The following is a 19933-nucleotide window of genomic DNA, read 5'->3' as shown; positions in this document are numbered from 1 at the left end:
GCAGATGGGGGACGATATGGGAACGACGCTGACGGCCGGCGCGGTGCGCCGGACATCGCCCGCGGCGCGCCTCCTCGGCGTGCTCTCGGTGATCCTGGTGGCCGCGGGTCTCTCCGGCTGCGGGGCGGTGAACCGGGTGCCGACGCTGCAGGAGCAGGCCAAATCCGCGTGGAGCGAGGTGCAGAACCAGTACCAGCGCCGGGCCGACCTGATCCCCAACCTCGTCGAGACCGTGAAGGGCTACGCGCAGCAGGAGAAGGACGTGCTGATCGGCGTCACCGAGGCGCGCGCCAAGGCGTCCAGCGTGAAGGTCGACGCCTCCACGGTCAGCGATCCGCAGAAGTTCAAGGAGTACCAGGACGCCCAGAACCAGCTCTCGGGCGCGCTCGGACGCCTCTTGGTGACGGTGGAGCGGTATCCCGACCTCAAGTCGAACCAGAACTTCCTCGCCCTGCAATCCCAGCTGGAGGGCACCGAGAACCGCATCGCGGTGGCGCGGCGCGACTACATCACGGCGGTCCAGGCCTACAACACCGAGGTGCGCACGATCCCGGGCCGCTGGATCGCGGCGGTCCTGTACCCCGACGCCAAGCCGATGGAGACCTTCACGGCGACACCGAACGCCGACCGGCCGCCGAACGTGAAGTTCTAGGATGCGGCGCGTGGGGCGGCGCGTAGGACCGACCATGACCCGGACCCGGGGCGGGATCCTGCCCGACCGGGTGCGGCTCGCCCTGTCGCTCGCCGTCCTGGCGGCCTGCCTGACGGTCTTCGCGATCGGGGCGCTGGCGGCGGAGCTGACCTTCCCGGCGCTGACCGGCCGCGTGGTCGACGCGGCCGGCATCCTGACGCCGGAGCAGCGCGGCACCCTCGAGGCCAAGCTGAAGGCGCACGAGGACAAGACCTCGGACCAAGTGGTCGTCGCCACGGTGCCGAACCTGCAGGGCACGACCGTCGAGGACTACGCCAACCGCCTGTTCCGGGACTGGAAGCTCGGGCAGGCCAAGACCAACAACGGCGTCCTGCTGCTGGTGGCGCCGAGCGAGCGGAAGGTCCGGATCGAGGTCGGCTACGGCCTGGAGGGGGCGCTGACCGACGCCCTGTCCAAGGTGATCATCGCAGGCGCCATCACGCCGCGCTTCAAGACCGGCGACTATTTCGGCGGCCTCGACGCCGGCGTCGACGGCATCCTGTCGATCCTGGCCGGCGACGCGCAGGACTGGCAGCGCAAGCCGCAGGTGCGGTCCGACGAGGTCGATCCCGCCCAGGTGGCGGTCTTCGTCGTCCTGCTCCTGATCGTGGTGTTCGTCGCGTGGCGCATGAGCCGGGGCGGCCGGTCGGGACCCGGCGGCCTCGTCATCCTGCCGGGGCCCGGCTCGGGCGGGTGGGGCGGCGGCTTCTCGGACGGCGGGTCGGGCGGCTCCTCGGGCGGTTTCGACGGTGGATTTTCCGGCGGCGGCGGCTCGTCGGGCGGCGGAGGGGCCTCCGGTGACTGGTAGACGCGCGGCTGTCCTGACTCTGGAAGCGCGGGAGCGGCTCGCCCAGGCGGTCGGGCGCGCGGAGGCCGGGACCTCCGGCGAGATCGTCGTGATGGTGAGCCGGCGCGCCGGCGCCTACCGCTCGATCGTGCTGCTCACCGCCCTCGTCGCGGCGCTGGTCCTGCCCTGGCCGCTGATCGCCCTGACCGCCTGGAGCGCCGCGTCGATCCTACTGGCGCAGGCGGCCCTCGTGGCGGCGATCCTCGCGGCGAGCCAGAGCGAGCGGCTGCGCATGGCCCTGGTGCCGCGCCGCCTGCGCCGCGCCCGCGCCCGGGAGGCAGCCCGGCGGGCCTTCTGGTCGCGCGGCCTGAGCCTGACGCGCCGGCGCACCGGCATCCTGCTCTACCTGTCGCTCGCCGAGCGGCACGCCGAGATCGTCACAGATCTCGGCGTCCTGCGGGAGATCCCGCCCTCCGCCTGGGACGGGATCCTCGCCGAGCTGATACCGGCGCTCGGGCGCGGCGCCATCGAGGACGGCCTGACGGCGGCGGTCGCGCGCGTCGGGGCCTGCCTGGCGGAGCACCTCCCCGCGGGCCCGGGCGATCCCGACGAGCTGCCGAACCGGGTCGTCGTGGTCGACTGACGGCGCCGCCGGCCGTCGCGGTCGGGCGTCCGTGACGCGTCATCCGAACGGTGGACGCGCCGAAATCCGGCAGGCCGCACGATCGCTGTGGCCTGCGACACTCCGATATTGCGTCGGACTTCAACCGGATGCCATGGTGCGGCGCCGCACCAAGCACCTTGGGGTTGTGTAACTGCGCTGGACCGGCCGCGATTTCCCCTGTGAGTCCGGCGCGCCGGGGGCCACGGGGCACCCGCGCGTGAAGGCGCCGGCACCCGAGCAGGAGCGACGTCGGCCCGACCGGCGGCGCTCGAGGAGGCCGTGATGAAGATCCTGATCGCCGCGACGCCGCTCACCGGCCACGTGAACCCGCTCCTCGCCATCGGTCGGACGGTGGCGGCCCGGGGGGACGACGTCCTCGTGCTCACCGACCCGGCCTTCCGGCCAAAGGTCGAGGCGGCGGCCCTGCGCTTCACGCCCTACGCGGACAACCACGCGGCCGAGTACCGCGAGACCGAGCTGCCGGCCGGCCCGGAGCGCTACCGCCGCGAGTTCGAGCGCCGGTTCGTGGATCCCATGCCGGTCCAGGCCGCCGCCCTGCGGGCGCTGATCGCGGCCGAGGCGCCCGACGTGATCCTGGCCGGCAGCATGTTCCTGGGCGCGCTGCCGCTGCTGCTCGACAGCGCGCCGCGGCCGCCGATCGTGACCGTCAACGTCAGCATCCTGTTTCTCGACCGGCCCGACCACGCGCCCGTGGGCCTCGGCCTGCCGCCGGCCCGCGACCGGGACGACCTCGTCCGCTACGCGACCCTGAAGGCCGGCATGGACGCGGCCTTCGTCAACCCGGTGCGGGCCTACACGGACGCGAAGCTCGCCGCGCTCGGCCTGCCGCCCCTGCCGGCGTCCCTGCCCCACTCGATCGTGGTCCTGCCGGACCTGTTCCTGCAGCCGACCGTGCCGGGCTTCGAGTACGAGTACGGCACCCTGCCGCCCGGCCTGCGCTTCATCGGCCTGCTCGATCCGCCGACGCCGCCCGCGCCGCTCCCGGACTGGTGGCCCGATCTGGAGGCGGCGAACGCGGCGGGCCGGCCCGTCGTGCTGGTCACCCAGGGCACGCTGGCCAACGCGGATTTCGGCGAGCTGGTCGAGCCGACACTGACCGCCCTGGCCGACCGGGACGATCTGCTGGTCCTGGCCACCACCGGCGGCCGCCCGGTGGACGCGCTGAAGGTTCCGGTCCCGGCCAACGCCCGGGTGTCGTGCTTCCTGCCGTTCCGCGAATTGCTGCCGCGGGTGAGCCTGCTGGTGACCAACGGCGGCTACGGCAGCGTCTCGCAGGCGCTCGCCGCCGGCGTGCCGATCGTGTCGGCCGGCCTGACCGAGGACAAGGCGGAGGTGAACGCGCGCATCGGCTGGTCCGGCGTCGGGATCAACCTCGGAACCAACGCGCCGGCCCCGGAGGCGGTTGGCGCCGCGGTGGCGCGAGTGCTCGGCGAGCCCGACTTCCGGGCGCGCGCCGGGGCGCTGCGGGACGCCTTCGCGGCCCGGGACGCCATGGCGTCGATCCTGACGGCTCTGGACGATCTCGCGCGCGCCGGGACCGATGCCGGGACCGCGCGCCGGCTGGCGAGGTCGGCGTGATGCCGGCCTCCGACACCGCGGCGCTCCGGGTCGTCGTGGATCTCAACCGCTGCCAGGGCTACGCCCAATGCTGCTACGCCGCGCCGGACGCCTTCGCGATCCGCGGCCACGAGATCCTGTTCTACGATCCCGCGCCGCCGGCCGACCGCCGCGGCGCCATCGAGCGGGCCGTGCAGGCCTGCCCGGTCCGCGCCATCAGCCTCCAGGCCGGCCCGGACGACGGAGACGCGCCGTGACCCCCGAACCCGCCGGCATCGTCGTGGTCGGCGCCTCCCTCGCCGGCCTGCGCGGCGCTGAGACGCTGCGGCGGGGCGGGTACGACGGCCCGCTCACGCTGGTCGGCGCCGAGCCGTACCGGCCCTACGACCGGCCGCCCCTGTCGAAGCACGTGCTCGCCGGCGAGCTCGCCGCCGACGCGACCCGGCTGCCGGAACTGGCGGATCTGCGCGCCCGCTGGCGTCTCGGGAGCCCGGCCGTCGCCCTCGACCGGGCAGCCCGCACGCTCCGGCTCGCCGACGGGTCGGCGCTGGCCTACGAGGCCCTGCTCATCGCCACCGGCGCCGAGGCCCGGCCCTGGCCGGCCGAGACCGGCGGCGGGCTCGCCGGCATCTTCACCCTGCGCGGGCGCGACGACGCGGCCGCCCTGCGGGACGCCCTGCTGGCGCGCCCGCGGCAGGTGCTCATCGTCGGCGGCGGCCTGATCGGTTGCGAGGCGGCCTCCTGCCTGCGCGACCTCGGCCTGCCCGTGACCCTGGTCGACCCGAACGCCGCGCCCCTGGCCCGGGGTCTCGGGACCTTCGTCGGCGGCGTGATCGCCGAGCGTTTGCGCGAATCCGGCGCCACGTTCCGCCCCGGCACGATGGTGCGGGCGTTCGAGGGCGACGCGGCGGGGCACGTCGCCCGGGCCCGGCTGGCGGACGGCAGCACCGTCGAGACCAACCTCGTCATCGCCGCCCTTGGGGCGACCCGGGCGACGGGCTGGCTGCGGGGCGCGGGCCTGCGCGCCGATGCCGGCGGCGTGACCTGCGACGCCGCCTGCCGGGTCCTCGACGCCGACGGGGTGCCCTGCCCGGACATCTACGCCGCGGGCGACGTCGCCCGGTGGCCGATCCCGCTCTACGGCAATCGGCTGATCGCCGTGGAGCACTGGGGCAACGCCGTCGAGCAGGCCGCCCACGCCGCGCGCAACATGCTGGCCGGCCCCGGCGAGCAGCGCCCCTACGGCCACCTGCCGGCCTTCTGGTCGAGCCAGTTCGGGATCAACATCAAGCTCGTTGGCCTCCCCGACGGCGCCGATTCCGTGGCGGTGGTGCAGGGTTCGCGGGCCTCCCGGCGCTTCCTCGCCGTCTACGGCCGCGCCGGGCGCAGCATCGCGGCCGTCTCGTTCGATCAGGCTCGCTGGCTGCCGGCCTACGCGGAGGCGATCACGGCCGGCGACCCGTTCCCGCCGATCACCGACGCCACCGACCGGCCGCGCGTCGAGATGGCGGCACCGGGCTTCCCGCCGCCGCACCGAGCCGCCCCGGCGCGGCCTTCCGCCGAGACCGTCCATGTCTGACGACGCGCTGTTCGCCGCGGTGATGGATCCGGCCAACCGGGCCGACCCGTACCCGCTCTATCGTCGGTTGCGGCAGCAGCCGGTCTCCCGCCAGCGCGACGGCAGCTACGTCGTCTCCACGCACGCGGCGATCCGCAGCCTGCTGTTCGACCCGCGGCTCAGCTCCGAGGATCTGCCACCGCCCCGGCGGCCTCGCACTGGCAATCCGCTCAAGGACCTGATCCTCAACCCGATCAAGAACCGCATCAGCGCCACGCACCGCCCGTTCATCTTCCGCGATCCTCCGGACCACGACCGGCTGCGCAGCCTGGTGATGCGGGAATTCTCGATCGCGCGGGTTCAGGCGCTGCGGCCGCGGATCGCCCGGGAGGTGGACGGCCTGATCGACGCCTGCCGGGACCGGCGGGAGGTCTGTCTCGTGAGCGACCTCTCCTACCCGCTGCCGGTGACGGTGATCTGCGAGCTGCTCGGCGTGCCGCGCGAGGACGAGCCGCGGTTCCAGGCCTGGGCGACGCAGCTCGCCACGGCCGTCGAGCCGGACGCGCGCCACGACGACGCGACCCGGCGCCAGATCGTCGGCGCCTTCGACGAGATCGCCGCCTACATGCGCGACCTCATCCGCGAGAAGCGGCGGCGCCCGGCCGACGACATGCTGAGCGGCCTCGCCGCCCCCGGTCCGGACGGCCGGAAGCAGATGAGCGACTTCGACCTCCTGTCGACGGCGGTCCTGCTGCTGGTCGCCGGTCACGAGACCACCGTGAACCTCATCACCAACGCCATGCTGACCCTGCTCCGGCACCCCGAAGAGCTGGAGCGGCTCCGGGCCGATCCGGAGCGGGCGCCGCGGCTGATCGAGGAGGTCCTGCGCTACGAGCCGCCGGTGCATTTCCGGACCCGCAAGGCCCTCGGTGCGATCGCGGTGGCCGGCGAGATGATCCCGAAGGGGGCACCCGTCATCCTGATGTTCGCCGCCGCGAACCGCGATCCCGACCGGTTCGCGGATCCCGACCGCTTCGATCCCGACCGGGGCGACATCGAGCATTTCGGCTTCGGCGGGGGCCTGCACTACTGCGTCGGCGCGCCCCTGGCGCGGCTCGAGGCCGAGATCGCTCTGGTGGCGCTGAGCCGCCGCCTCGTCGCCCCGCGGCTCGCGGTCGATCCGCCGCCCTACCGGCCGGGCGCTTCGCTCCGGGGGCCCGAGCAGCTCGGCATCGGCATCGACGGGATCGCCTGATCCGGACCGGGCCGGCGCGAGTCGTAAAGCGACGGTGAACGGGGCTGTTTCACGTGAAACATTCGTAAACCCTTTCGCCCGCGGTGGGCGAACGGCGACGCCGGAACTTGGCCGTGCCGAGGCGGGCTTTACGGGAGAGCGGCCGAGACGGCCGCAATCCCGAGAGCTTCCGGAGAGACGACGCCATGAAGGCATTGTGCTGGCACGGCCGCAACGACATCCGCTGCGACACGGTCCCGGATCCGGTCATCGAGGATTCCCGCGACGTCATCATCAAGGTGACGAGCTGCGCGATCTGCGGCTCGGACCTGCACCTGATGGACGGCCTGATGCCGACCATGAAGAGCGGCGACGTCCTCGGCCACGAATTCATGGGCGAGGTCGTCGAGGTCGGACAGGGCTTCACCAAGTTCAAGAAGGGCGACCGGATCGTGGTGCCCTTCAACATCAATTGCGGTGCATGCCGGCAGTGCAAGCTCGGCAACTTCTCGGTCTGCGAGCGGTCGAACCGCAACGCCGAGATGGCCGCCGCGCAGTTCGGCTACACGACGGCCGGCCTGTTCGGCTACTCGCACCTCACCGGCGGCTACGCGGGCGGCCAGGCCGAGTACGTGCGCGTGCCCATGGCGGACGTCGCGCCCATGAAGGTGCCGGACGGCATGGACGACGAATCCGTCCTGTTCCTCACCGACATCCTGCCCACCGGCTGGCAGGGTGCCGAGCACTGCGAGATCCGGGGCGGCGAGACGATCGCGGTCTGGGGCACCGGCCCGGTCGGCATCTTCGCGATCCAGTCCGCGAAGATCATGGGGGCCGAGCGGATCATCGCCATCGAGACCGTGCCCGAGCGGATCGCCCTGGCCAAGAAGGCCGGCGCCACCGACGTCATCGACTTCATGAACGAGGACGTGTTCGAGCGGATCAAGGAGATCACCAAGGGCCAGGGCGCCGACGGCGTGATCGACTGCGTCGGCATGGAGGCGAGCGCCGGCCACGGCGGCCTCACCGGCATGCTGTCGACGGTGCAGGAGAAGCTCACCGCCACCGAGCGCCCCTACGCGCTGGCCGAGGCCATCAAGGCGGTCCGCCCCTGCGGGATCGTCTCGGTGCCGGGCGTCTACGGCGGCCCGATTCCGGTCAACATGGGCTCGATCGTCCAGAAGGGCCTGACCCTCAAGAGCGGCCAGACCCACGTGAAGCGCTACCTCGAGCCGCTGACCAAGCTGATCCAAGAGGGCAAGATCGACATGACCTCCCTGATCACCCACCGCTCGCAGGACCTCGCGGAGGGCCCGGACCTCTACAAGACCTTCCGCGACAAGAAGGACGGCTGCGTGAAGGTGGTGTTCCACCTGAACTGAGGCGGCGGCGTCCCGGTCGGCGATCGGCCGGGACGCCCCTCTCCGCCGGGCTGGGCGCGGCGTCCCGAAAGCGTGTAGAGCCGGCAACGCGCTCACCGAGCACGCGGGGTGTCCATGTGCAATCTCTACAGCCTGCGGACCGGCCCCGCGGACCTGCGCCGGGCCTTCGAGATCGCGGAGGATCGCACCGGAAACCTCCCGCTGTTGCCGGCTATCTTTCCCGACCAGCTGGCGCCTGTGGTCCTGAACGGCGCGACCGGCCGCGACCTCGCGATGATGCGCTGGGGCATGCCCGGCCCGAAGGCGTTCGGCGAGCACCCGATCACCAACGTGCGCAACGCCGCGAGCCCGCACTGGCGGCCCTGGCTCGGCGTCGCCCACCGCTGCCTCGTGCCGGTCACCGCCTTCAGCGAGTACGCCGACACCAAGCCGCGCAAGACGCCCGTCTGGTTCGCCCTCGACGAGGACCGGCCGCTCTTCGCCTTCGCGGGGATCTGGCGGCCCTGGACCGGCGTGCGCGGCACGAAGCGCGAGAACCCCGACCGGGTCGCCGAGGAGCACCGGCTCTTCGCCTTCCTGACCACCGAGGCGAACGGCGTCGTCGGGCCGGTCCATCCCAAGGCCATGCCGGTCCTGCTCACGAAGCCGGAGGAATGGGCGACGTGGCTGGAGGCGCCGACCGCGGAGGCGCTCCGGCTCCAGCGGCCGCTTCCGGACACGGCGATGCGCGAGGTCGCCCGCGGCGCGCGCTCGGACGGGCCGGAGGCCGAAGCCGAGGCGTGAGGGGCGCTAGCCGCCGGCCGGCTCGCCGGAGGACCCGTCGGGCGCGGCCGACCAGCCGCGGGCCCGCCAGCGCGACACCACGGCGGCGTTGAGCCGGGCGATGCGCGCCCGGTGCGCCTCCCAGAACGACATCGGCTTCGCCGGGACGGCGGCGACGCGGGTCCGGTGGACGGGGCCCGCCGGCCGCGCGGCGAGGCGGTCCGGCGCGGCGGCGCGGGCGCTCACCCGGACGACGCGCGCCTCCGGGTTGCCGAGGATCGCCTGGGCGCGGGCGCAGTAGAGCTGCGACAGCGGTGACATCGCCTCCGAACCGTGGCCGGCCCGGTACTTCATCAGGGCGCGGCAGAGGTCCCCGTCGGCCCGGCGCCACGCCTCGGCGAGGTAGCGGACGCCGTAGCGGACGTTGATCTCCGGCGACGCCAGCTCGGAGACGGTGCCGCGGAAGCCGAGCATCGCCGCGGTGGTCGGGCGGACCTGCATCAGACCGACCTCGCCGACGCTGCCGACCACGGTGGGATCGTAGCCGCTCTCGATCCGCGCGACGGCGTCGGCCACCGCGAGGGGCAGGCCGGTGCCGGCGGCCTCGCGGGCGATGAGCGGAAGGTAGCGGGCGCGGGCGTCGGCGGCGACCGGTGCGGGCGCGGGTGCGGGCACGGCCGCAGGCGCGGGCGGGACCGGCGGCAGCGAGGCCATGCCGACGGCGTGCACCGTCAGGAAGGTGGCGGGCCGGGCCTGCGCGGGGGCGGCGCAGGCCAGCAGCAGGAGAAGCAACGGAGCGCGCATCGGCCGCCACGGTGAGGAACCGGGACCTGTCTATCCCGGCCGCCTCAACGAAGCCTTTCGCCGGCGCGCGCCCTACTGGATAGGGCCGCGGTCCCGCGCCTGCAGCAGCCGCAGGGCCTCGCCCAGGACCGCGTGGAGGTCGGCCGCGCCCTGCTGGCTCAGCGGCAGGCCGACCCGCTGCCCGTGGATCGTGTCGAGGACCAGCATGGCGAGGTCCTCGCCGATCAGCAGGTTGGATCCGGGCAGGCAGAGCGGCAGGACGAAATCGCCCTCGACCTCGCCGAGGGCGTCGACCGCGTCCGCGGGCCGGAAGGGCGGTTTCCGATCGGTCATCGCTCCCCTCCTCGCATTCCTCCCGGCGCCGGTCCCCGGCGCCGCGGCTCAGTCGCGGTCCGGCATCCGCACCGACCGCACCGTGAGCGTGTCGATCTCCAGCGAACCGACCTCCAGGGTGCCGATCCGGGCGCGGCCCACCGAGAGGCGGCCGATCGCGAAGGCGCCGACCGCCACGACGCCGAGGGCCGCGGCCCCGAGGGCCAGCGCGCCCAGGGCCGACGCCCCGATCGCCCCCGCGCCGACGGCGCCCGATCCCAAGATCGCCGTGTCGTGGGACGGGATCACCCCCGTCCCGTCGGGGCGGCTCTGCGCCTCCGGAACCCTCGAACGCGACATGCGGATTCCTCTCCGAGCAGGCGATTGCGGAGCCAGCTATACCCGACGTTAACCGCGTTTTCACGCCGCTCGGAGACGATGGCGCTCGATCCCGGCCGGCCCGGACCACGCGTCCGCCGCCAGAGAGGACGTCGCCCGTGCAGCACCTGTTCCAGGCCGTCGCGATCTTCGCGTTCGGCTGCCTGCTGATCCATGCCGGTCGCGCCTATGCCCGGGCGACCACGCTCCTGCTCTCCGCGACCGTGCTGATGCTGAGCGTCACCCTCGGCACCGTGCTCTGCCAGCGGATCGGCCTTCCGGGGCGCTCCGTCGCGGCCGGCCCGTCCTACACGGTGGCGCTCGGCCGGCCCGCTCCGTAGAGCCGCGTCCGGTCGGACGGGATGCGCCCGAGGCTCGGGACGGTGTCGCGCGGTGGGGCCGCGCCGGTCGAGCGGGATCAGGGCCAGACGCGGATCGCCACCGGGCGGCGCAGCAGGTCGCGGTCGGAGGTGATCGTGCAGCCCTCCGTGCGCAGGCTCGCGTAGGTCAGCAGCGCCCGGTCGCCGACGTCGTCGAAATTGCGGCCGCGCGCGTCCGGGTCGAGCAGCGACGGGTAGGCGAGGAGCGGCGCCGTCGCCGCGCACGGGTCGTCGTAGAGGGTCGCGCCCTCGAGCAGCAGGCGCGGGCTGTCCCAGGTGATCAGGTCGCGGGAGGTGGTCCAGTAGAAGCCCGACCGGGGAAAGCCCTCCCCCGCCTTGGCCATGAACACGGCGATCCAGGCGCCCGTGCCGCGGTGCCGAACGACGGCGCCGACCGGGCCCGGGAACGGCCCGACCGGCCGGCAGGTGGCCGTGTTCGGGCGGGCGGCGCGGTAGGGGTCCGGGAAGGCGGCGGTGAAGCCGGTGCCGGTCCAGGCCCGCCAGCGGGCCGGATCGGCCGGGTCGTCGCTGCGGAACAGGCAGACCCCGGCCTCCTGATCGCTGCCCGGTCGGGTCCAGCCGGTGGTCGAGGCGAGGAAGTACCGCCACGTCCCGTCCGCGACGATGTTCGACGGGTTGAAGAAGCCGCGGTGGCGGCCCTGGTCGATCTCCTGCCGGAACGGCGCTCCGGCGACCACCGCGGGCGGGCTCTGGCGCTTGAAGCTGCGGCCGCCATCCGTCGAGGCGGCGGCCGTGATCGTGTTGTACCAGCAGGCCATGTAGCTGGCGGCCGGGCAGCGGCCGGGATGCTCGTTGGCCTGGTACTCGTGGTGGAGGAGCGCGGCCACGCGGCTCCCGTCCTCGGTCCAGGTGGCGGTGATCCAGGAGCGGTCGTCGTAGGCGGCCGGGTCGGGCTTCTCGCCCGAATCGAGCACCACCGCGCAGTCGATCTTGAGATGCTCGAGGTCGGGACCGCGCAGCGCCCGGTTGCGGTAATGCATCCCGTAGAGCGCCACCGCGCCCGACGCGTCCCGGAAGGCGCGCGCCGGCGCGTCGGGCACGTCGGCGCCGTCGCAGGCGTCGCGCCCCGCCTTGAAGACGAGCGCGGGCGGCCCGACCAGCGTCAGCGCCGACAGCGGCGGCTCGGGCGCGGCCGCGGCAACGCGCGGGAGGAGCGGCAGAAGCACCAGGGGGAGTGCCACGGATAGCGCCAGGGAAAGCGTCGGCAGGATCCGGCGCGCCGCCGTCCCGGAGCCGGTTGGGCGCGCGGCGCACGCCCGTCCGGCGATCCCGTTCGCCCAACCCATGATCGCCACCCGGCTGCGTCCCGGCCGCGCCTGGACAAACAGGCGGAGATTCGCTTGAGAACCATTACAGAGTGCTTGCCGCCGACCGGACGCGCGCGGCCCGACCGAAAGTCATCCATGGTTCTCCTGATCCTCGGGCTGGTGCTGTTCCTCGGCACGCACGCCTTCTCGATGGCCCGCACCCGCCGCGCCGCGATCGTCGGCCGGATCGGCGAGGGCCGCTACAAGCTCGGCTACACCGCCCTGTCGCTGCTCGGGCTCGTGCTGATCGGGATCGGCTTCCACGATTACCGGCTCGCCGGCTACATCCCGGTCTGGGACCCGCCCGTCTGGACGCGCCACCTCGCCCTGACGCTGGTCTGGGCCGCCTTCGTGTGCCTCGCGGCCGCCTACCTGCCGGGCCATATCCGCGCCAAGGCCAAGCACCCGATGCTGCTCGCCGTGAAGATCTGGGCGACGGCGCACCTCCTCGCCAACGGCGATCTCGGCTCGATGCTGCTGTTCGGCGGCTTCCTCGCCTGGGCGGTGACCGCCCGGATCAGCGCCAAGCGCCGGGGCCTCGCCCCGGGGGCGGTCGCGGCCCAGCACGGCGGTCCGGCGGCGGCCCCGCTGGGCTGGCGCAACGACGTCCTGGCCCTGGTGATCGGCACGGCCGCATGGTTCGTCTTCGCCCGCTACCTGCACTACCCGGTGATCGGCGTGCCGGTCTGGCCGGGTACCCCGGCCTGAGCTGGCCCCCCGAGACGACACCCGAGACGGCCCCGAGACATGGCCTGTCGCCAACCCGGCGCCCGTGTGTTAGGCGCGGGGCCCGAACGCGACGAGGTGGCCCGCTGAGATCATGTGGGCCGGGATAGAATGGCCGAGAACAACGAGTTCCTCCGCGAGGTCGACGAGGATTACCGCCGCGACCGGATCCTCCAGATCTGGAAGCGCTACAGCGGCGTGATCATCGCGCTCGCCGTGCTGCTGGTGGCGGGCGTCGCGGGCTGGCGCTACTGGCAGGCCCAGCAGCGCGCGGCGGCCGAGGTCGCCTCGGTGCAGTTCGACGACGCCAACCGCCTCGCCAAGGACGGCAAGGTCGCGGAGGCCGACAAGGCCTTCGACGCCCTCGAGGCGCAGGGCCCGGCGGGCTACCGCCTGCTCGCCCGGTTCCGGGCTGCGGCCGAGACCGGCAAGCGCGACCCGGCGGCCGGGGCCGCGGAGTTCGACAAGCTGGCCGACGATACCGGCCTCGGCGACGGCCTGCGCGACCTCGCGCGCCTGCGCGCCGCGCTGCTGCGCCTCGACGGGGCGAACCCGGATCCGGCGCTCGCCAACCTCCAGGGCCTCGCGGCCGGGACCCCGTTCCGCCACACCGCCCGCGAGATGCTGGGCCTCGCCGCCCTGAAGAAGGGCGATTACGAGGACGCCAGCCGCTGGTTCGACCAGATCGTGGCCGATCCCGACACGCCACGGAACCTGCGCGAGCGGATCGAGGTCTACGCGGCGATCGTGGCGGGCGGTCCCGTGACGGTGACCGCGGCCAAGCCCGAGCCCGCCGCGCCGCCCCCGCCGATCACGCGCTGATTTCATCGTCCGGACTGTCTCGAGAACCACCATGGATATGCCGACCGTCGCGATCGTCGGGAGGCCGAACGTCGGCAAGTCGACCCTGTTCAACCGCCTCGTGGGCAAGAAGCTCGCGCTGGTCGACGACCGCCCGGGCGTGACCCGCGACCGGCGCGAGGGCGACGTCGCGTTCGGCGGCCTCCAGTTCCGGGTGATCGACACCGCCGGCCTGGAAGAGGCCGACGAGAAGACACTCACGGGCCGGATGCGGATGCAGACCGAGGCGGCGATCCTCGCCGCCGACGTGGTCCTGTTCGTGATCGACGCCCGCGCCGGCGTGCTTCCGGCCGACCAGCCCTTCGCCGAGCTGGTGCGCCGCGCCGGCTGCCCGGTGATCCTGATCGCCAACAAGGCCGAGGGCGGCGCCGGCCTCGCCGGCGCCTACGAGGCCTTCACCCTCGGGCTCGGCGACCCGATCCCGTTCTCCGCCGAGCACGGCGAGGGCCTGGGCGAGCTGCACGAGGCGCTCAAGGGCGCCCTGCCCCAGCGCGACGAGGACGAGGAGGCCGACGACGACGCCCCCGGCGGCCGCGCCCTGAAGGTCGCGATCGTGGGCCGCCCGAATGCCGGCAAGTCGACCCTGATCAACAACATGCTCGGTGAGGACCGGCTGCTCGTCGGCCCCGAGGCCGGCATCACCCGCGACTCGATCTCCCTGGACTGGGAGTGGCGCGGGCGGCGGATCAAGCTGCACGACACCGCCGGGATGCGCCGCCGCGCCCGGATCGACGACAAACTGGAGAAGCTCGCGGTCTCGGACGGCCTGCGCGCCGTGCGCTTCGCCGAGGTGGTGGTGGTGCTCCTCGACGCGACGATCCCGTTCGAGAAGCAGGACCTCACCATCGTCGACCTCGTCGAGAGCGAGGGCCGCGCCCTGGTGATCGGCCTCAACAAGTGGGATCTGGTCGCCGACCAGCCGGGCCTGCTCAAGCAGCTCCGCGAGGATTGCACCCGGCTGCTGCCGCAGGTGCGCGGCGTCGGGGTCGTGCCACTCTCGGGTCTCGCGGGCGACGGCGTCGACAAGCTGATGCAGGCGGTGGTGCAGGCCGCCGAGGTCTGGGACCGGCGCGTCTCGACCTCGCGCATCAACGACTGGCTGAACGAGGCCACCTCCCGCAACCCGCCGCCGGCGGTGTCGGGCCGGCGGATCAAGATCCGCTACGCCACCCAGGTGAAGAGCCGGCCACCACACTTCGCGCTGTTCGGCAACCAGCTCAACGCCCTGCCGAAATCCTACACGCGCTACCTCGTGAACGGCCTGCGCGAGGCGTTCGACCTGCCGGGCACGCCGATCCGCCTGTCCCTGCGCACCTCGCAGAACCCGTTCGACAAGGGCTGATCCGACCTCCGGTCGTCCTTGCGAGCGGAGCGAAGCAACCCAGTGTCGCGCCGCGCTGGTCGAGGTCGCGGCACCCCGGGTCACGTCGCTCCGCTCGTGATGACGGCGCGGATGCGGCAGTGCTCAGCGCGCCGCGTCGGCGATCCAGTCCACCGCGGCCGCCAGCGCGGCGCGCTCGTCCTGATCCGCGGCGAGCGCGGCCTCGTAGGCCGCGATCTGCCCGTCCGCGCTGGTCCCCTCGGCGACGATCGCCCGCGCGCGGGCCACGTCCGCCGCGCAGCCGAGGGCGTCCGCGTCCTCGGCCACCAGCGTGAGCACCCCTTCCAGCGCCTCGGCGAACGGCACGGCCTCGCCGCGCGCCTCGTCGATCAGGGACGCGGCGACGCCGCTGTGCTGGGCGCGCCAGAGGTTCTCCGAGGCCAGCGCCCGCGAGACGCCGTCGAGCCCGGCATGGAGGTCCGGCCGGCGCGCGCACAGGCGCACGAGGCAGCGGAACAGGGCGGCGATGCAGAGCGAATCGTCGAGGCGCGTGCAGGCGTCGGCGATGCGCAGCTCCAAGGTCGGGAACTTGATGGAGGGGCGCAGCGACCACCACAGGAAGCTCGCGTCCGCGATGGCGCCCGACCGGGTCATGATGGCGACGAACCGCGCGTGGGCGGCGGCGTCGGCGAACAGTTCCGGCAGGCCGGTGCGCGGCAATTCCCCGAAGACGCTGAGCCGGTAGGCCCGCAGGCCCGTCGCCTCGCCCTGCCAGAACGGCGAGGAGGCCGACAGCGCGAGCAGCAGCGGCTGGAACGGCAGCAGCCGGTTCATCAGGTCGACCCGGGCGTCGGGGTCCGGAACCTCGACGTGGACGTGCATGCCGCAGATCAGGGCCCGCCGCGCCGCGATGCCGACATCCGACAGGATGCCCTTGTAGCGCGCGCCGTCGGTGGCGGTCTGGCGCGACCAGCGCGCGAGGGGGTGCGTGCCGCAGGCCAGCAGCCGGAGGCCGTTCTCGGCCGCGATCCCGGCGAGCTGCGCCCGCTGGCCGCCGAGGTTCTCGCGGGCGGCCGCCGCGTCGGTGAGCGGCGGCGTGCAGACCTCGACCTGCGCGGCGACCAGCTCGCGGCCCGTCTCGGGGAGCTCCGCCTTGACCCGCGCGTGGAAGGCGGCGAGGTCGCCCCGCGGCGTCCCCCGGGTCTCGGCATCGGCCAGGAAGTACTCCTCCTCGATGCCGAAGCGGTAGCTCGGGGCGCTCATCGTGGTCTCCGGAAAACGCGACGCGTGCGCGCCAACGCGCCGGCGGGGACGAAGGTGCCGCTCAGGGCGTCCGCAGCGGCCCGCCGACCAGCCAGGCGGGGTCGAACCAGCGGTCGGCCTCGCCGTCGTAGGGCAGGCGCGTGATGTCCCAGTGCTGGATGTACCGCGCGTAGACGTTCCACACCGCGATCCCGCCGCCGACGAAGATCCGCCGCCCGGGATAGCGCTTGAGCACCGCCTCCGGATCCTCGTGGCTGCGGATCACGTCGATGGTGCGGTCCTTGAAGGCGAATTCGGGTACCGAGGCCACCGTCTTCGGCCCGGCGATCAGCACGTGGCCCATGGTGAGGGCGAAGAAGCGCGTGACGTCCTCCACGAAGAGCGGGTCGGTGTTGCCCTCCCAGGGCAGGTGGCCGTTGAGGCCGAGCTGGCCCCGCAGGCCGATCGCGCAGATGCAGCGGACGTCGATCATCGTGATGAACTCAGAGAGGAAGATCAGGCCCGTCCCATACAACCGCTCATCCCGAGATGCCCGCGCGAGCGGACCGCGAAGGAGGGCTCCAGGGATCGCGCGACCTCCGGGCCGTTCTCTCGAGGCCTCCGCTTCGCTCCGGCACCTCAGGATGAGGCAGGCGGTGGGATGTGCGTTCGAATAGCAGCGCAGGGGCTCACTCGGGTGCGCGGAAACTCAGCACCCGGTCGGTGGGGAAATCGTAGAGCTTGCCGGTCTCGGTCCAGTCCGGGGACGCGAGCCGCACGAAATGAGGCGCGAGCTCCTCCGGTGTCCGGAGGGTCTCGGGATCCTCGCCGGGCATGGCCGAGCGGCGCATGCCGGTCCGCAGGGGGCCCGGATTGAGCAGCATGGCCCGGATCGCCGCGCTCTCGTTCTCGGCCGCGTAGGTCCGCACCAGGGCCTCCAGCGCCGCCTTCGAGACCGAGTAGGGTCCCCAGTAGGGCCGGCACTTCGCGGCGGCCCCCGACGAGACGAAGATCGCCCGGCCGGCGTCCGACATGCGCAGCAGCGGGTCGAGGGAGCGGATCAGGCGCCAGTTGGCGGTGACGTTCACGTCCATCACCTGCCCCCAGATCTTCGGGGTGATGTGGCCGATCGGCATGAGCGCGCCGAGGATGCCGGCATTGGCGACCAGGATGTCGAGGCGCTTCCAGCGCTCGTTGATCGCCGCGCCCAGGCGGTCGATCGCGTCGTAGTCGGCGAGGTCGAACGGCACCAGGGTGGCGCTGGAGCCGGCGGCGCGGATCGCGTCGTCGAGTTCCTCCAGGGCGCCCACGGTGCGGGCCACCGCGATGACGTGCGCGCCGGCCCCGGCCAGCGCCAGGGCCGCGGCGCGCCCGATGCCGCGGGACGCGCCGGTGACGACCGCGACGCGGCCTTCCAGGATTCTCTGAGACTCAGCCATGGCGAGGACCTAGCGCATTTCCGCGCGCAGGGGATGCCCGATCGCGCGAAACGGCCGGATCCTGTCAGTCGGCCTCGGCCAGCATGGCGAAGCGCTTCGGGCCGGCGATGGACAGGTCGGTCAGGCCCGTCGGGTAGTCGCCCGTGAAGCAGTGGTCGGTGTATTGCGGGCAGGCCGCGTTGCGCGCCTCCTCGCCCATCGCCCGGTAGAGGCCGGGGATCGACAGGAAGGCCAGCGAATCGGCGCCGATATACTTGCGCATGGCCTCGAGATCGTGGGTCGCGGCGAGCAGCTTCTCCCGCTCGGGCGTGTCGATCCCGTAGAAGTCCGGGTAGGTGATCGGCGGCGAGGCGATCCGGAAATGCACCTCCGCGGCGCCGGCCTCGCGCATCATCCGGACGATCTTCACCGAGGTCGTGCCGCGCACGAGGCTGTCGTCCACGAGGACGATACTCTTGCCCTCGATCGCCGCGCGGTTGGCCGAGTGCTTCATCCGCACGCCGAGCTCGCGCACCGACTGGGTCGGCTGGATGAAGGTCCGGCCGACATAGTGGTTGCGGATGATCCCCATCTCGAAGGGGATCCCGGTCTCCTGCGAGAAGCCGAGCGCCGCCGGGACGCCGGAATCCGGCACCGGCACGACGATGTCGGCGGGCGCCGCGGCCTCGCGGGCCAGCTCCCGGCCGATCGCCTTGCGCACCGCGTAGACGCTCTTGCCGTTCACCACCGAGTCCGGCCGGGCGAAGTAGATGTACTCGAAGATGCAGGGCCGCATCGGCACGGCGTCGGCGAAGCGGATCGACTCGATCCCCTCCTCGGAGATCACCACGATCTCGCCGTTCTCGATGTCGCGCACGAAGCGGGCGCCGATGATGTCGAGCGCGCAGGTCTCGGAGGCCAGCATGTAGCGGCCGTCGAGCTCGCCCAGCACCAGCGGGCGGATGCCCAGCGGGTCGCGGGCGCCGATCAGCTTCTTGTTGGTGAGCGCCACGATCGCGTAGGCGCCCTGGATCGCCTGCAGGGCGTCGATGAAGCGCTCGATGATCCGCGGCTTCCGCGAGCGGGCCGCGAGGTGCAGGATCACCTCGGTGTCGGAGGTCGACTGCGTGATCGCGCCGTCGCGCACGAGGTCGCGGCGGATCGACAGGGCGTTGGTGAGGTTGCCGTTGTGGGCGACCGCGAGGCCGCCGCTGGCGAGCTCGGCGAAGAGCGGCTGGACGTTGCGCAGGATCGTGCCGCCAGTGGTCGAGTAGCGCACGTGCCCGATGGCGGCGCGGCCCTTGAGGCGGGCGATCGTGTCCCCGTCCGAGAAGGAATCGCCGACGAGGCCGGGGCGGCGCTCGGAGTGGAACACCGACCCGTCGAAGGAGACGATGCCGGCCGCCTCCTGGCCCCGGTGCTGCAGGGCGTGCAGGCCCAGCGCGACGATCGCCGAAGCGTCCGGATGGCCGAAGATGCCGAAGACGCCGCACTCCTCGCGGAGCGTGTCGCCGTCGAGATCGAGATCGAAGGTGTCGGTGGCGGCAGCGGCGTGTGACATGGGGCTGTCGATCACTCACAGATCCCGGCGGCGACGGGCCGGCGCGCCGGTCGTCGCGGAAGCAATCCGTACACCACCGGAACCGCTATCTAGGCGTTCCGCGCGACGAGACCTACGGCGAATACCGCAGATCAGCGTCGCGTCGGGGTCGGCGCGGTCTCGGTCCGGCGCTGCGGCGCCGCGTCGGTCTCGGCCGGGGCGTCGGCGGAATCGCTCGGCGGCGCGCCGGTCTTCGGCTTCTTGAACTGCTTGAGGAAGCCTTCCGGATTCTCGGGCAGCTGCGCCACCAGGGCGTCGCCGGACTTCTCCAGCATCGGGCGCGTGCGGGCCTGGGCGGCCCAGTCCGGCACCTTGCCCTGCACCAGCCACGACAGGAACACCCAGCCGATCACGCAGATCAGGAAGCCGCGGGCCGCGCCGAACAGGAAGCCGAGGGAGCGGTCGACCGCGCCGATCCGCGAGTCGAGCACGACGTCGGAGATCTTCACCGTGATGATCGACACGACGATCAGGGTGCCGAGGAAGATCGCCGCGATCGAGGCGACGAGCGCCACGGTGTCGCTGTTCACGTGCTGCTTCACGGTGGGCAGCAGCATGGGGTGGAGCGTCCACGCGACCGCGGCGGCCGCCACCCAGGCGACGATCGCCAGGACCTCGCGGGTCACACCACGCACGGCCGCGAGCAGCGCGGAGACCGCGACGATGCCGAGCACGGCGAGATCCAGGACGGTAAACGGCATCGTTGAGCTTTTTGGTACCCGCGGGGATAGCGCGTCGGCCGTGCGGCTCCCCCGGACCGCGGCGGATTTATACCAAGCCCGACCTCGGCCGTCACCCTGGCGCGCCCGCCTGATCGCGCGCCTGTGCCGTCCGTGCATCAGACCGTGCATCGGACGCGCCGATCACCGTGGCGCGCGCCGCCGCGCGGAATGCCCGGCTCCACCCG

22 protein-coding genes are annotated in these 19933 nt (G+C 73.0%); 13 read left to right on the top strand and 9 right to left on the bottom strand.

The genetic code is table 11. From position 1 onward, the window contains the following. Nucleotides 1-16: 16 nt before the first annotated feature. The 9 genes from ASG32_RS06730 (at nucleotide 17) to ASG32_RS06690 (ending at nucleotide 8677) form a co-directional block, all read left to right on the top strand. Nucleotides 17-652, top strand: a complete 636-nt coding sequence (locus tag ASG32_RS06730; protein ID WP_020093782.1) for a LemA family protein — start codon at nucleotides 17-19, stop codon at nucleotides 650-652. A gap of 34 nt (nucleotides 653-686) precedes the next feature. Continuing rightward, nucleotides 687-1499 carry a TPM domain-containing protein gene (locus tag ASG32_RS06725; RefSeq protein WP_107351930.1) on the top strand — a complete coding sequence of 271 codons (813 nt, stop codon included), beginning with the start codon at nucleotides 687-689 and terminating at the stop codon, nucleotides 1497-1499. Continuing rightward, nucleotides 1489-2121 carry a TPM domain-containing protein gene (locus ASG32_RS06720; RefSeq protein WP_056523755.1) on the top strand — a complete coding sequence of 211 codons (633 nt, stop codon included), beginning with the start codon at nucleotides 1489-1491 and terminating at the stop codon, nucleotides 2119-2121. The genes ASG32_RS06725 and ASG32_RS06720 overlap by 11 nt, the downstream gene beginning before the upstream one ends. A 303-nt stretch (nucleotides 2122-2424) precedes the next feature. Further along, on the top strand, nucleotides 2425-3741 hold the full coding sequence (locus ASG32_RS06715) for a nucleotide disphospho-sugar-binding domain-containing protein (RefSeq protein WP_056523751.1): 1317 nt from the start codon (nucleotides 2425-2427) through the stop codon (nucleotides 3739-3741). Next, nucleotides 3741-3977, top strand: coding sequence for a ferredoxin (locus tag ASG32_RS06710; RefSeq protein WP_020093786.1), 237 nt, complete (start codon nucleotides 3741-3743; stop codon nucleotides 3975-3977). The genes ASG32_RS06715 and ASG32_RS06710 overlap by 1 nt, the downstream gene beginning before the upstream one ends. Beyond that, nucleotides 3974-5299, top strand: coding sequence for an FAD-dependent oxidoreductase (locus ASG32_RS06705; protein ID WP_056523749.1), 1326 nt, complete (start codon nucleotides 3974-3976; stop codon nucleotides 5297-5299). Before ASG32_RS06710 ends, ASG32_RS06705 begins: the two co-directional genes overlap by 4 nt. After that, the gene (locus ASG32_RS06700; protein WP_056523747.1) at nucleotides 5292-6533 is read left to right on the top strand and encodes a cytochrome P450; all 1242 of its coding nucleotides are present in this window, start codon (nucleotides 5292-5294) and stop codon (nucleotides 6531-6533) included. The genes ASG32_RS06705 and ASG32_RS06700 overlap by 8 nt, the downstream gene beginning before the upstream one ends. A gap of 185 nt (nucleotides 6534-6718) precedes the next feature. Continuing rightward, nucleotides 6719-7894 carry a zinc-dependent alcohol dehydrogenase gene (locus ASG32_RS06695; RefSeq protein ID WP_056523740.1) on the top strand — a complete coding sequence of 392 codons (1176 nt, stop codon included), beginning with the start codon at nucleotides 6719-6721 and terminating at the stop codon, nucleotides 7892-7894. Between the two features lie 114 nt (nucleotides 7895-8008). Then, nucleotides 8009-8677, top strand: a complete 669-nt coding sequence (locus tag ASG32_RS06690; RefSeq protein WP_056523737.1) for an SOS response-associated peptidase — start codon at nucleotides 8009-8011, stop codon at nucleotides 8675-8677. Between the two features lie 6 nt (nucleotides 8678-8683). Here the strand turns inward: ASG32_RS06690 and ASG32_RS06685 are convergent, their stop codons facing one another. The 3 genes from ASG32_RS06685 to ASG32_RS06675 form a co-directional block, all read right to left on the bottom strand. Then, nucleotides 8684-9460 (bottom strand): transglycosylase SLT domain-containing protein, encoded by a 777-nt coding sequence (locus tag ASG32_RS06685; protein ID WP_056523735.1) that lies wholly within the window; start codon nucleotides 9458-9460, stop codon nucleotides 8684-8686. Between the two features lie 72 nt (nucleotides 9461-9532). Continuing rightward, nucleotides 9533-9793 carry a hypothetical protein gene (locus tag ASG32_RS06680; protein ID WP_020093792.1) on the bottom strand — a complete coding sequence of 87 codons (261 nt, stop codon included), beginning with the start codon at nucleotides 9791-9793 and terminating at the stop codon, nucleotides 9533-9535. A 48-nt stretch (nucleotides 9794-9841) separates the two neighbouring features. Further along, the gene (locus ASG32_RS06675) at nucleotides 9842-10132 is read right to left on the bottom strand and encodes a hypothetical protein (RefSeq protein ID WP_020093793.1); all 291 of its coding nucleotides are present in this window, start codon (nucleotides 10130-10132) and stop codon (nucleotides 9842-9844) included. Between the two features lie 137 nt (nucleotides 10133-10269). On the opposite strand from ASG32_RS06675, the gene ASG32_RS06670 reads away from it, so the two are divergent. Beyond that, nucleotides 10270-10491: a hypothetical protein gene (locus tag ASG32_RS06670; RefSeq protein WP_020093794.1), complete on the top strand. Its 222-nt coding sequence runs from the start codon at nucleotides 10270-10272 to the stop codon at nucleotides 10489-10491. A gap of 77 nt (nucleotides 10492-10568) precedes the next feature. On the opposite strand, the gene ASG32_RS06665 is transcribed toward ASG32_RS06670, so the two are convergent. Beyond that, nucleotides 10569-11837 (bottom strand): hypothetical protein, encoded by a 1269-nt coding sequence (locus ASG32_RS06665; protein WP_199866087.1) that lies wholly within the window; start codon nucleotides 11835-11837, stop codon nucleotides 10569-10571. Nucleotides 11838-11954: 117 nt separating this feature from the next. Here ASG32_RS06665 and ASG32_RS06660 point away from each other — a divergent pair, with 117 nt between their 5' ends. The 3 genes from ASG32_RS06660 (at nucleotide 11955) to der (ending at nucleotide 14787) form a co-directional block, all read left to right on the top strand. Continuing rightward, a complete protein-coding gene (locus tag ASG32_RS06660; protein ID WP_020093796.1) occupies nucleotides 11955-12566 on the top strand; it encodes an NnrU family protein in 612 nt (203 codons plus the stop codon). Between the two features lie 129 nt (nucleotides 12567-12695). Continuing rightward, on the top strand, nucleotides 12696-13406 hold the full coding sequence (locus ASG32_RS06655) for a tetratricopeptide repeat protein (RefSeq protein WP_020093797.1): 711 nt from the start codon (nucleotides 12696-12698) through the stop codon (nucleotides 13404-13406). A gap of 31 nt (nucleotides 13407-13437) precedes the next feature. Beyond that, nucleotides 13438-14787, top strand: a complete 1350-nt coding sequence (gene der, locus ASG32_RS06650; RefSeq protein ID WP_020093798.1) for a ribosome biogenesis GTPase Der — start codon at nucleotides 13438-13440, stop codon at nucleotides 14785-14787. 123 nt (nucleotides 14788-14910) lie between these two features. Here der and ASG32_RS06645 read toward each other — a convergent pair whose 3' ends face one another. The 5 genes from ASG32_RS06645 to ASG32_RS06625 all read right to left on the bottom strand — a co-directional run bounded on the left by ASG32_RS06645 (nucleotide 14911) and on the right by ASG32_RS06625 (nucleotide 19727). After that, complete coding sequence (locus tag ASG32_RS06645; RefSeq protein WP_056523733.1) at nucleotides 14911-16029, bottom strand: carboxylate-amine ligase; 1119 nt, start codon at nucleotides 16027-16029, stop codon at nucleotides 14911-14913. A gap of 61 nt (nucleotides 16030-16090) precedes the next feature. Further along, nucleotides 16091-16501 (bottom strand): dihydrofolate reductase, encoded by a 411-nt coding sequence (locus ASG32_RS06640; protein WP_024829075.1) that lies wholly within the window; start codon nucleotides 16499-16501, stop codon nucleotides 16091-16093. A gap of 196 nt (nucleotides 16502-16697) precedes the next feature. Next, nucleotides 16698-17447: an SDR family NAD(P)-dependent oxidoreductase gene (locus ASG32_RS06635; RefSeq protein ID WP_056523730.1), complete on the bottom strand. Its 750-nt coding sequence runs from the start codon at nucleotides 17445-17447 to the stop codon at nucleotides 16698-16700. Between the two features lie 64 nt (nucleotides 17448-17511). Then, nucleotides 17512-18987, bottom strand: coding sequence for an amidophosphoribosyltransferase (gene purF, locus ASG32_RS06630; RefSeq protein WP_056523848.1), 1476 nt, complete (start codon nucleotides 18985-18987; stop codon nucleotides 17512-17514). Between the two features lie 131 nt (nucleotides 18988-19118). After that, nucleotides 19119-19727, bottom strand: coding sequence for a CvpA family protein (locus ASG32_RS06625; protein WP_056523728.1), 609 nt, complete (start codon nucleotides 19725-19727; stop codon nucleotides 19119-19121). Nucleotides 19728-19933 lie beyond the last annotated feature (206 nt).

Source organism: Methylobacterium sp. Leaf361 (assembly GCF_001424445.1).
In the GTDB taxonomy this organism is placed as follows: domain Bacteria; phylum Pseudomonadota; class Alphaproteobacteria; order Rhizobiales; family Beijerinckiaceae; genus Methylobacterium.
This window is presented reverse-complemented; position numbering and strand designations above follow the sequence as displayed.

Excerpts from the sequence above, each read along its gene's own strand:
- ASG32_RS06660 (WP_020093796.1), top strand. The coding sequence starts at position 11,955 with ATGGTTCTCCTGATCCTCGGGCTGGTGCTGTTCCTCGGCACGCACGCC.
- ASG32_RS06635 (WP_056523730.1), bottom strand. The coding sequence starts at position 17,447 with ATGGCTGAGTCTCAGAGAATCCTGGAAGGCCGCGTCGCGGTCGTCACC.
- ASG32_RS06645 (WP_056523733.1), bottom strand. The coding sequence starts at position 16,029 with ATGAGCGCCCCGAGCTACCGCTTCGGCATCGAGGAGGAGTACTTCCTG.
- ASG32_RS06625 (WP_056523728.1), bottom strand. The coding sequence starts at position 19,727 with ATGCCGTTTACCGTCCTGGATCTCGCCGTGCTCGGCATCGTCGCGGTC.
- ASG32_RS06710 (WP_020093786.1), top strand. The coding sequence starts at position 3,741 with ATGCCGGCCTCCGACACCGCGGCGCTCCGGGTCGTCGTGGATCTCAAC.
- ASG32_RS06715 (WP_056523751.1), top strand. The coding sequence starts at position 2,425 with ATGAAGATCCTGATCGCCGCGACGCCGCTCACCGGCCACGTGAACCCG.
- ASG32_RS06725 (WP_107351930.1), top strand. The coding sequence starts at position 687 with ATGACCCGGACCCGGGGCGGGATCCTGCCCGACCGGGTGCGGCTCGCC.
- ASG32_RS06685 (WP_056523735.1), bottom strand. The coding sequence starts at position 9,460 with ATGCGCGCTCCGTTGCTTCTCCTGCTGCTGGCCTGCGCCGCCCCCGCG.
- der (WP_020093798.1), top strand. The coding sequence starts at position 13,438 with ATGGATATGCCGACCGTCGCGATCGTCGGGAGGCCGAACGTCGGCAAG.
- ASG32_RS06680 (WP_020093792.1), bottom strand. The coding sequence starts at position 9,793 with ATGACCGATCGGAAACCGCCCTTCCGGCCCGCGGACGCGGTCGACGCC.
- ASG32_RS06655 (WP_020093797.1), top strand. The coding sequence starts at position 12,696 with ATGGCCGAGAACAACGAGTTCCTCCGCGAGGTCGACGAGGATTACCGC.
- ASG32_RS06730 (WP_020093782.1), top strand. The coding sequence starts at position 17 with ATGGGAACGACGCTGACGGCCGGCGCGGTGCGCCGGACATCGCCCGCG.
- ASG32_RS06695 (WP_056523740.1), top strand. The coding sequence starts at position 6,719 with ATGAAGGCATTGTGCTGGCACGGCCGCAACGACATCCGCTGCGACACG.
- ASG32_RS06690 (WP_056523737.1), top strand. The coding sequence starts at position 8,009 with ATGTGCAATCTCTACAGCCTGCGGACCGGCCCCGCGGACCTGCGCCGG.
- ASG32_RS06640 (WP_024829075.1), bottom strand. The coding sequence starts at position 16,501 with ATGATCGACGTCCGCTGCATCTGCGCGATCGGCCTGCGGGGCCAGCTC.
- ASG32_RS06700 (WP_056523747.1), top strand. The coding sequence starts at position 5,292 with ATGTCTGACGACGCGCTGTTCGCCGCGGTGATGGATCCGGCCAACCGG.
- ASG32_RS06675 (WP_020093793.1), bottom strand. The coding sequence starts at position 10,132 with ATGTCGCGTTCGAGGGTTCCGGAGGCGCAGAGCCGCCCCGACGGGACG.
- purF (WP_056523848.1), bottom strand. The coding sequence starts at position 18,987 with ATGTCACACGCCGCTGCCGCCACCGACACCTTCGATCTCGATCTCGAC.
- ASG32_RS06665 (WP_199866087.1), bottom strand. The coding sequence starts at position 11,837 with ATGGGTTGGGCGAACGGGATCGCCGGACGGGCGTGCGCCGCGCGCCCA.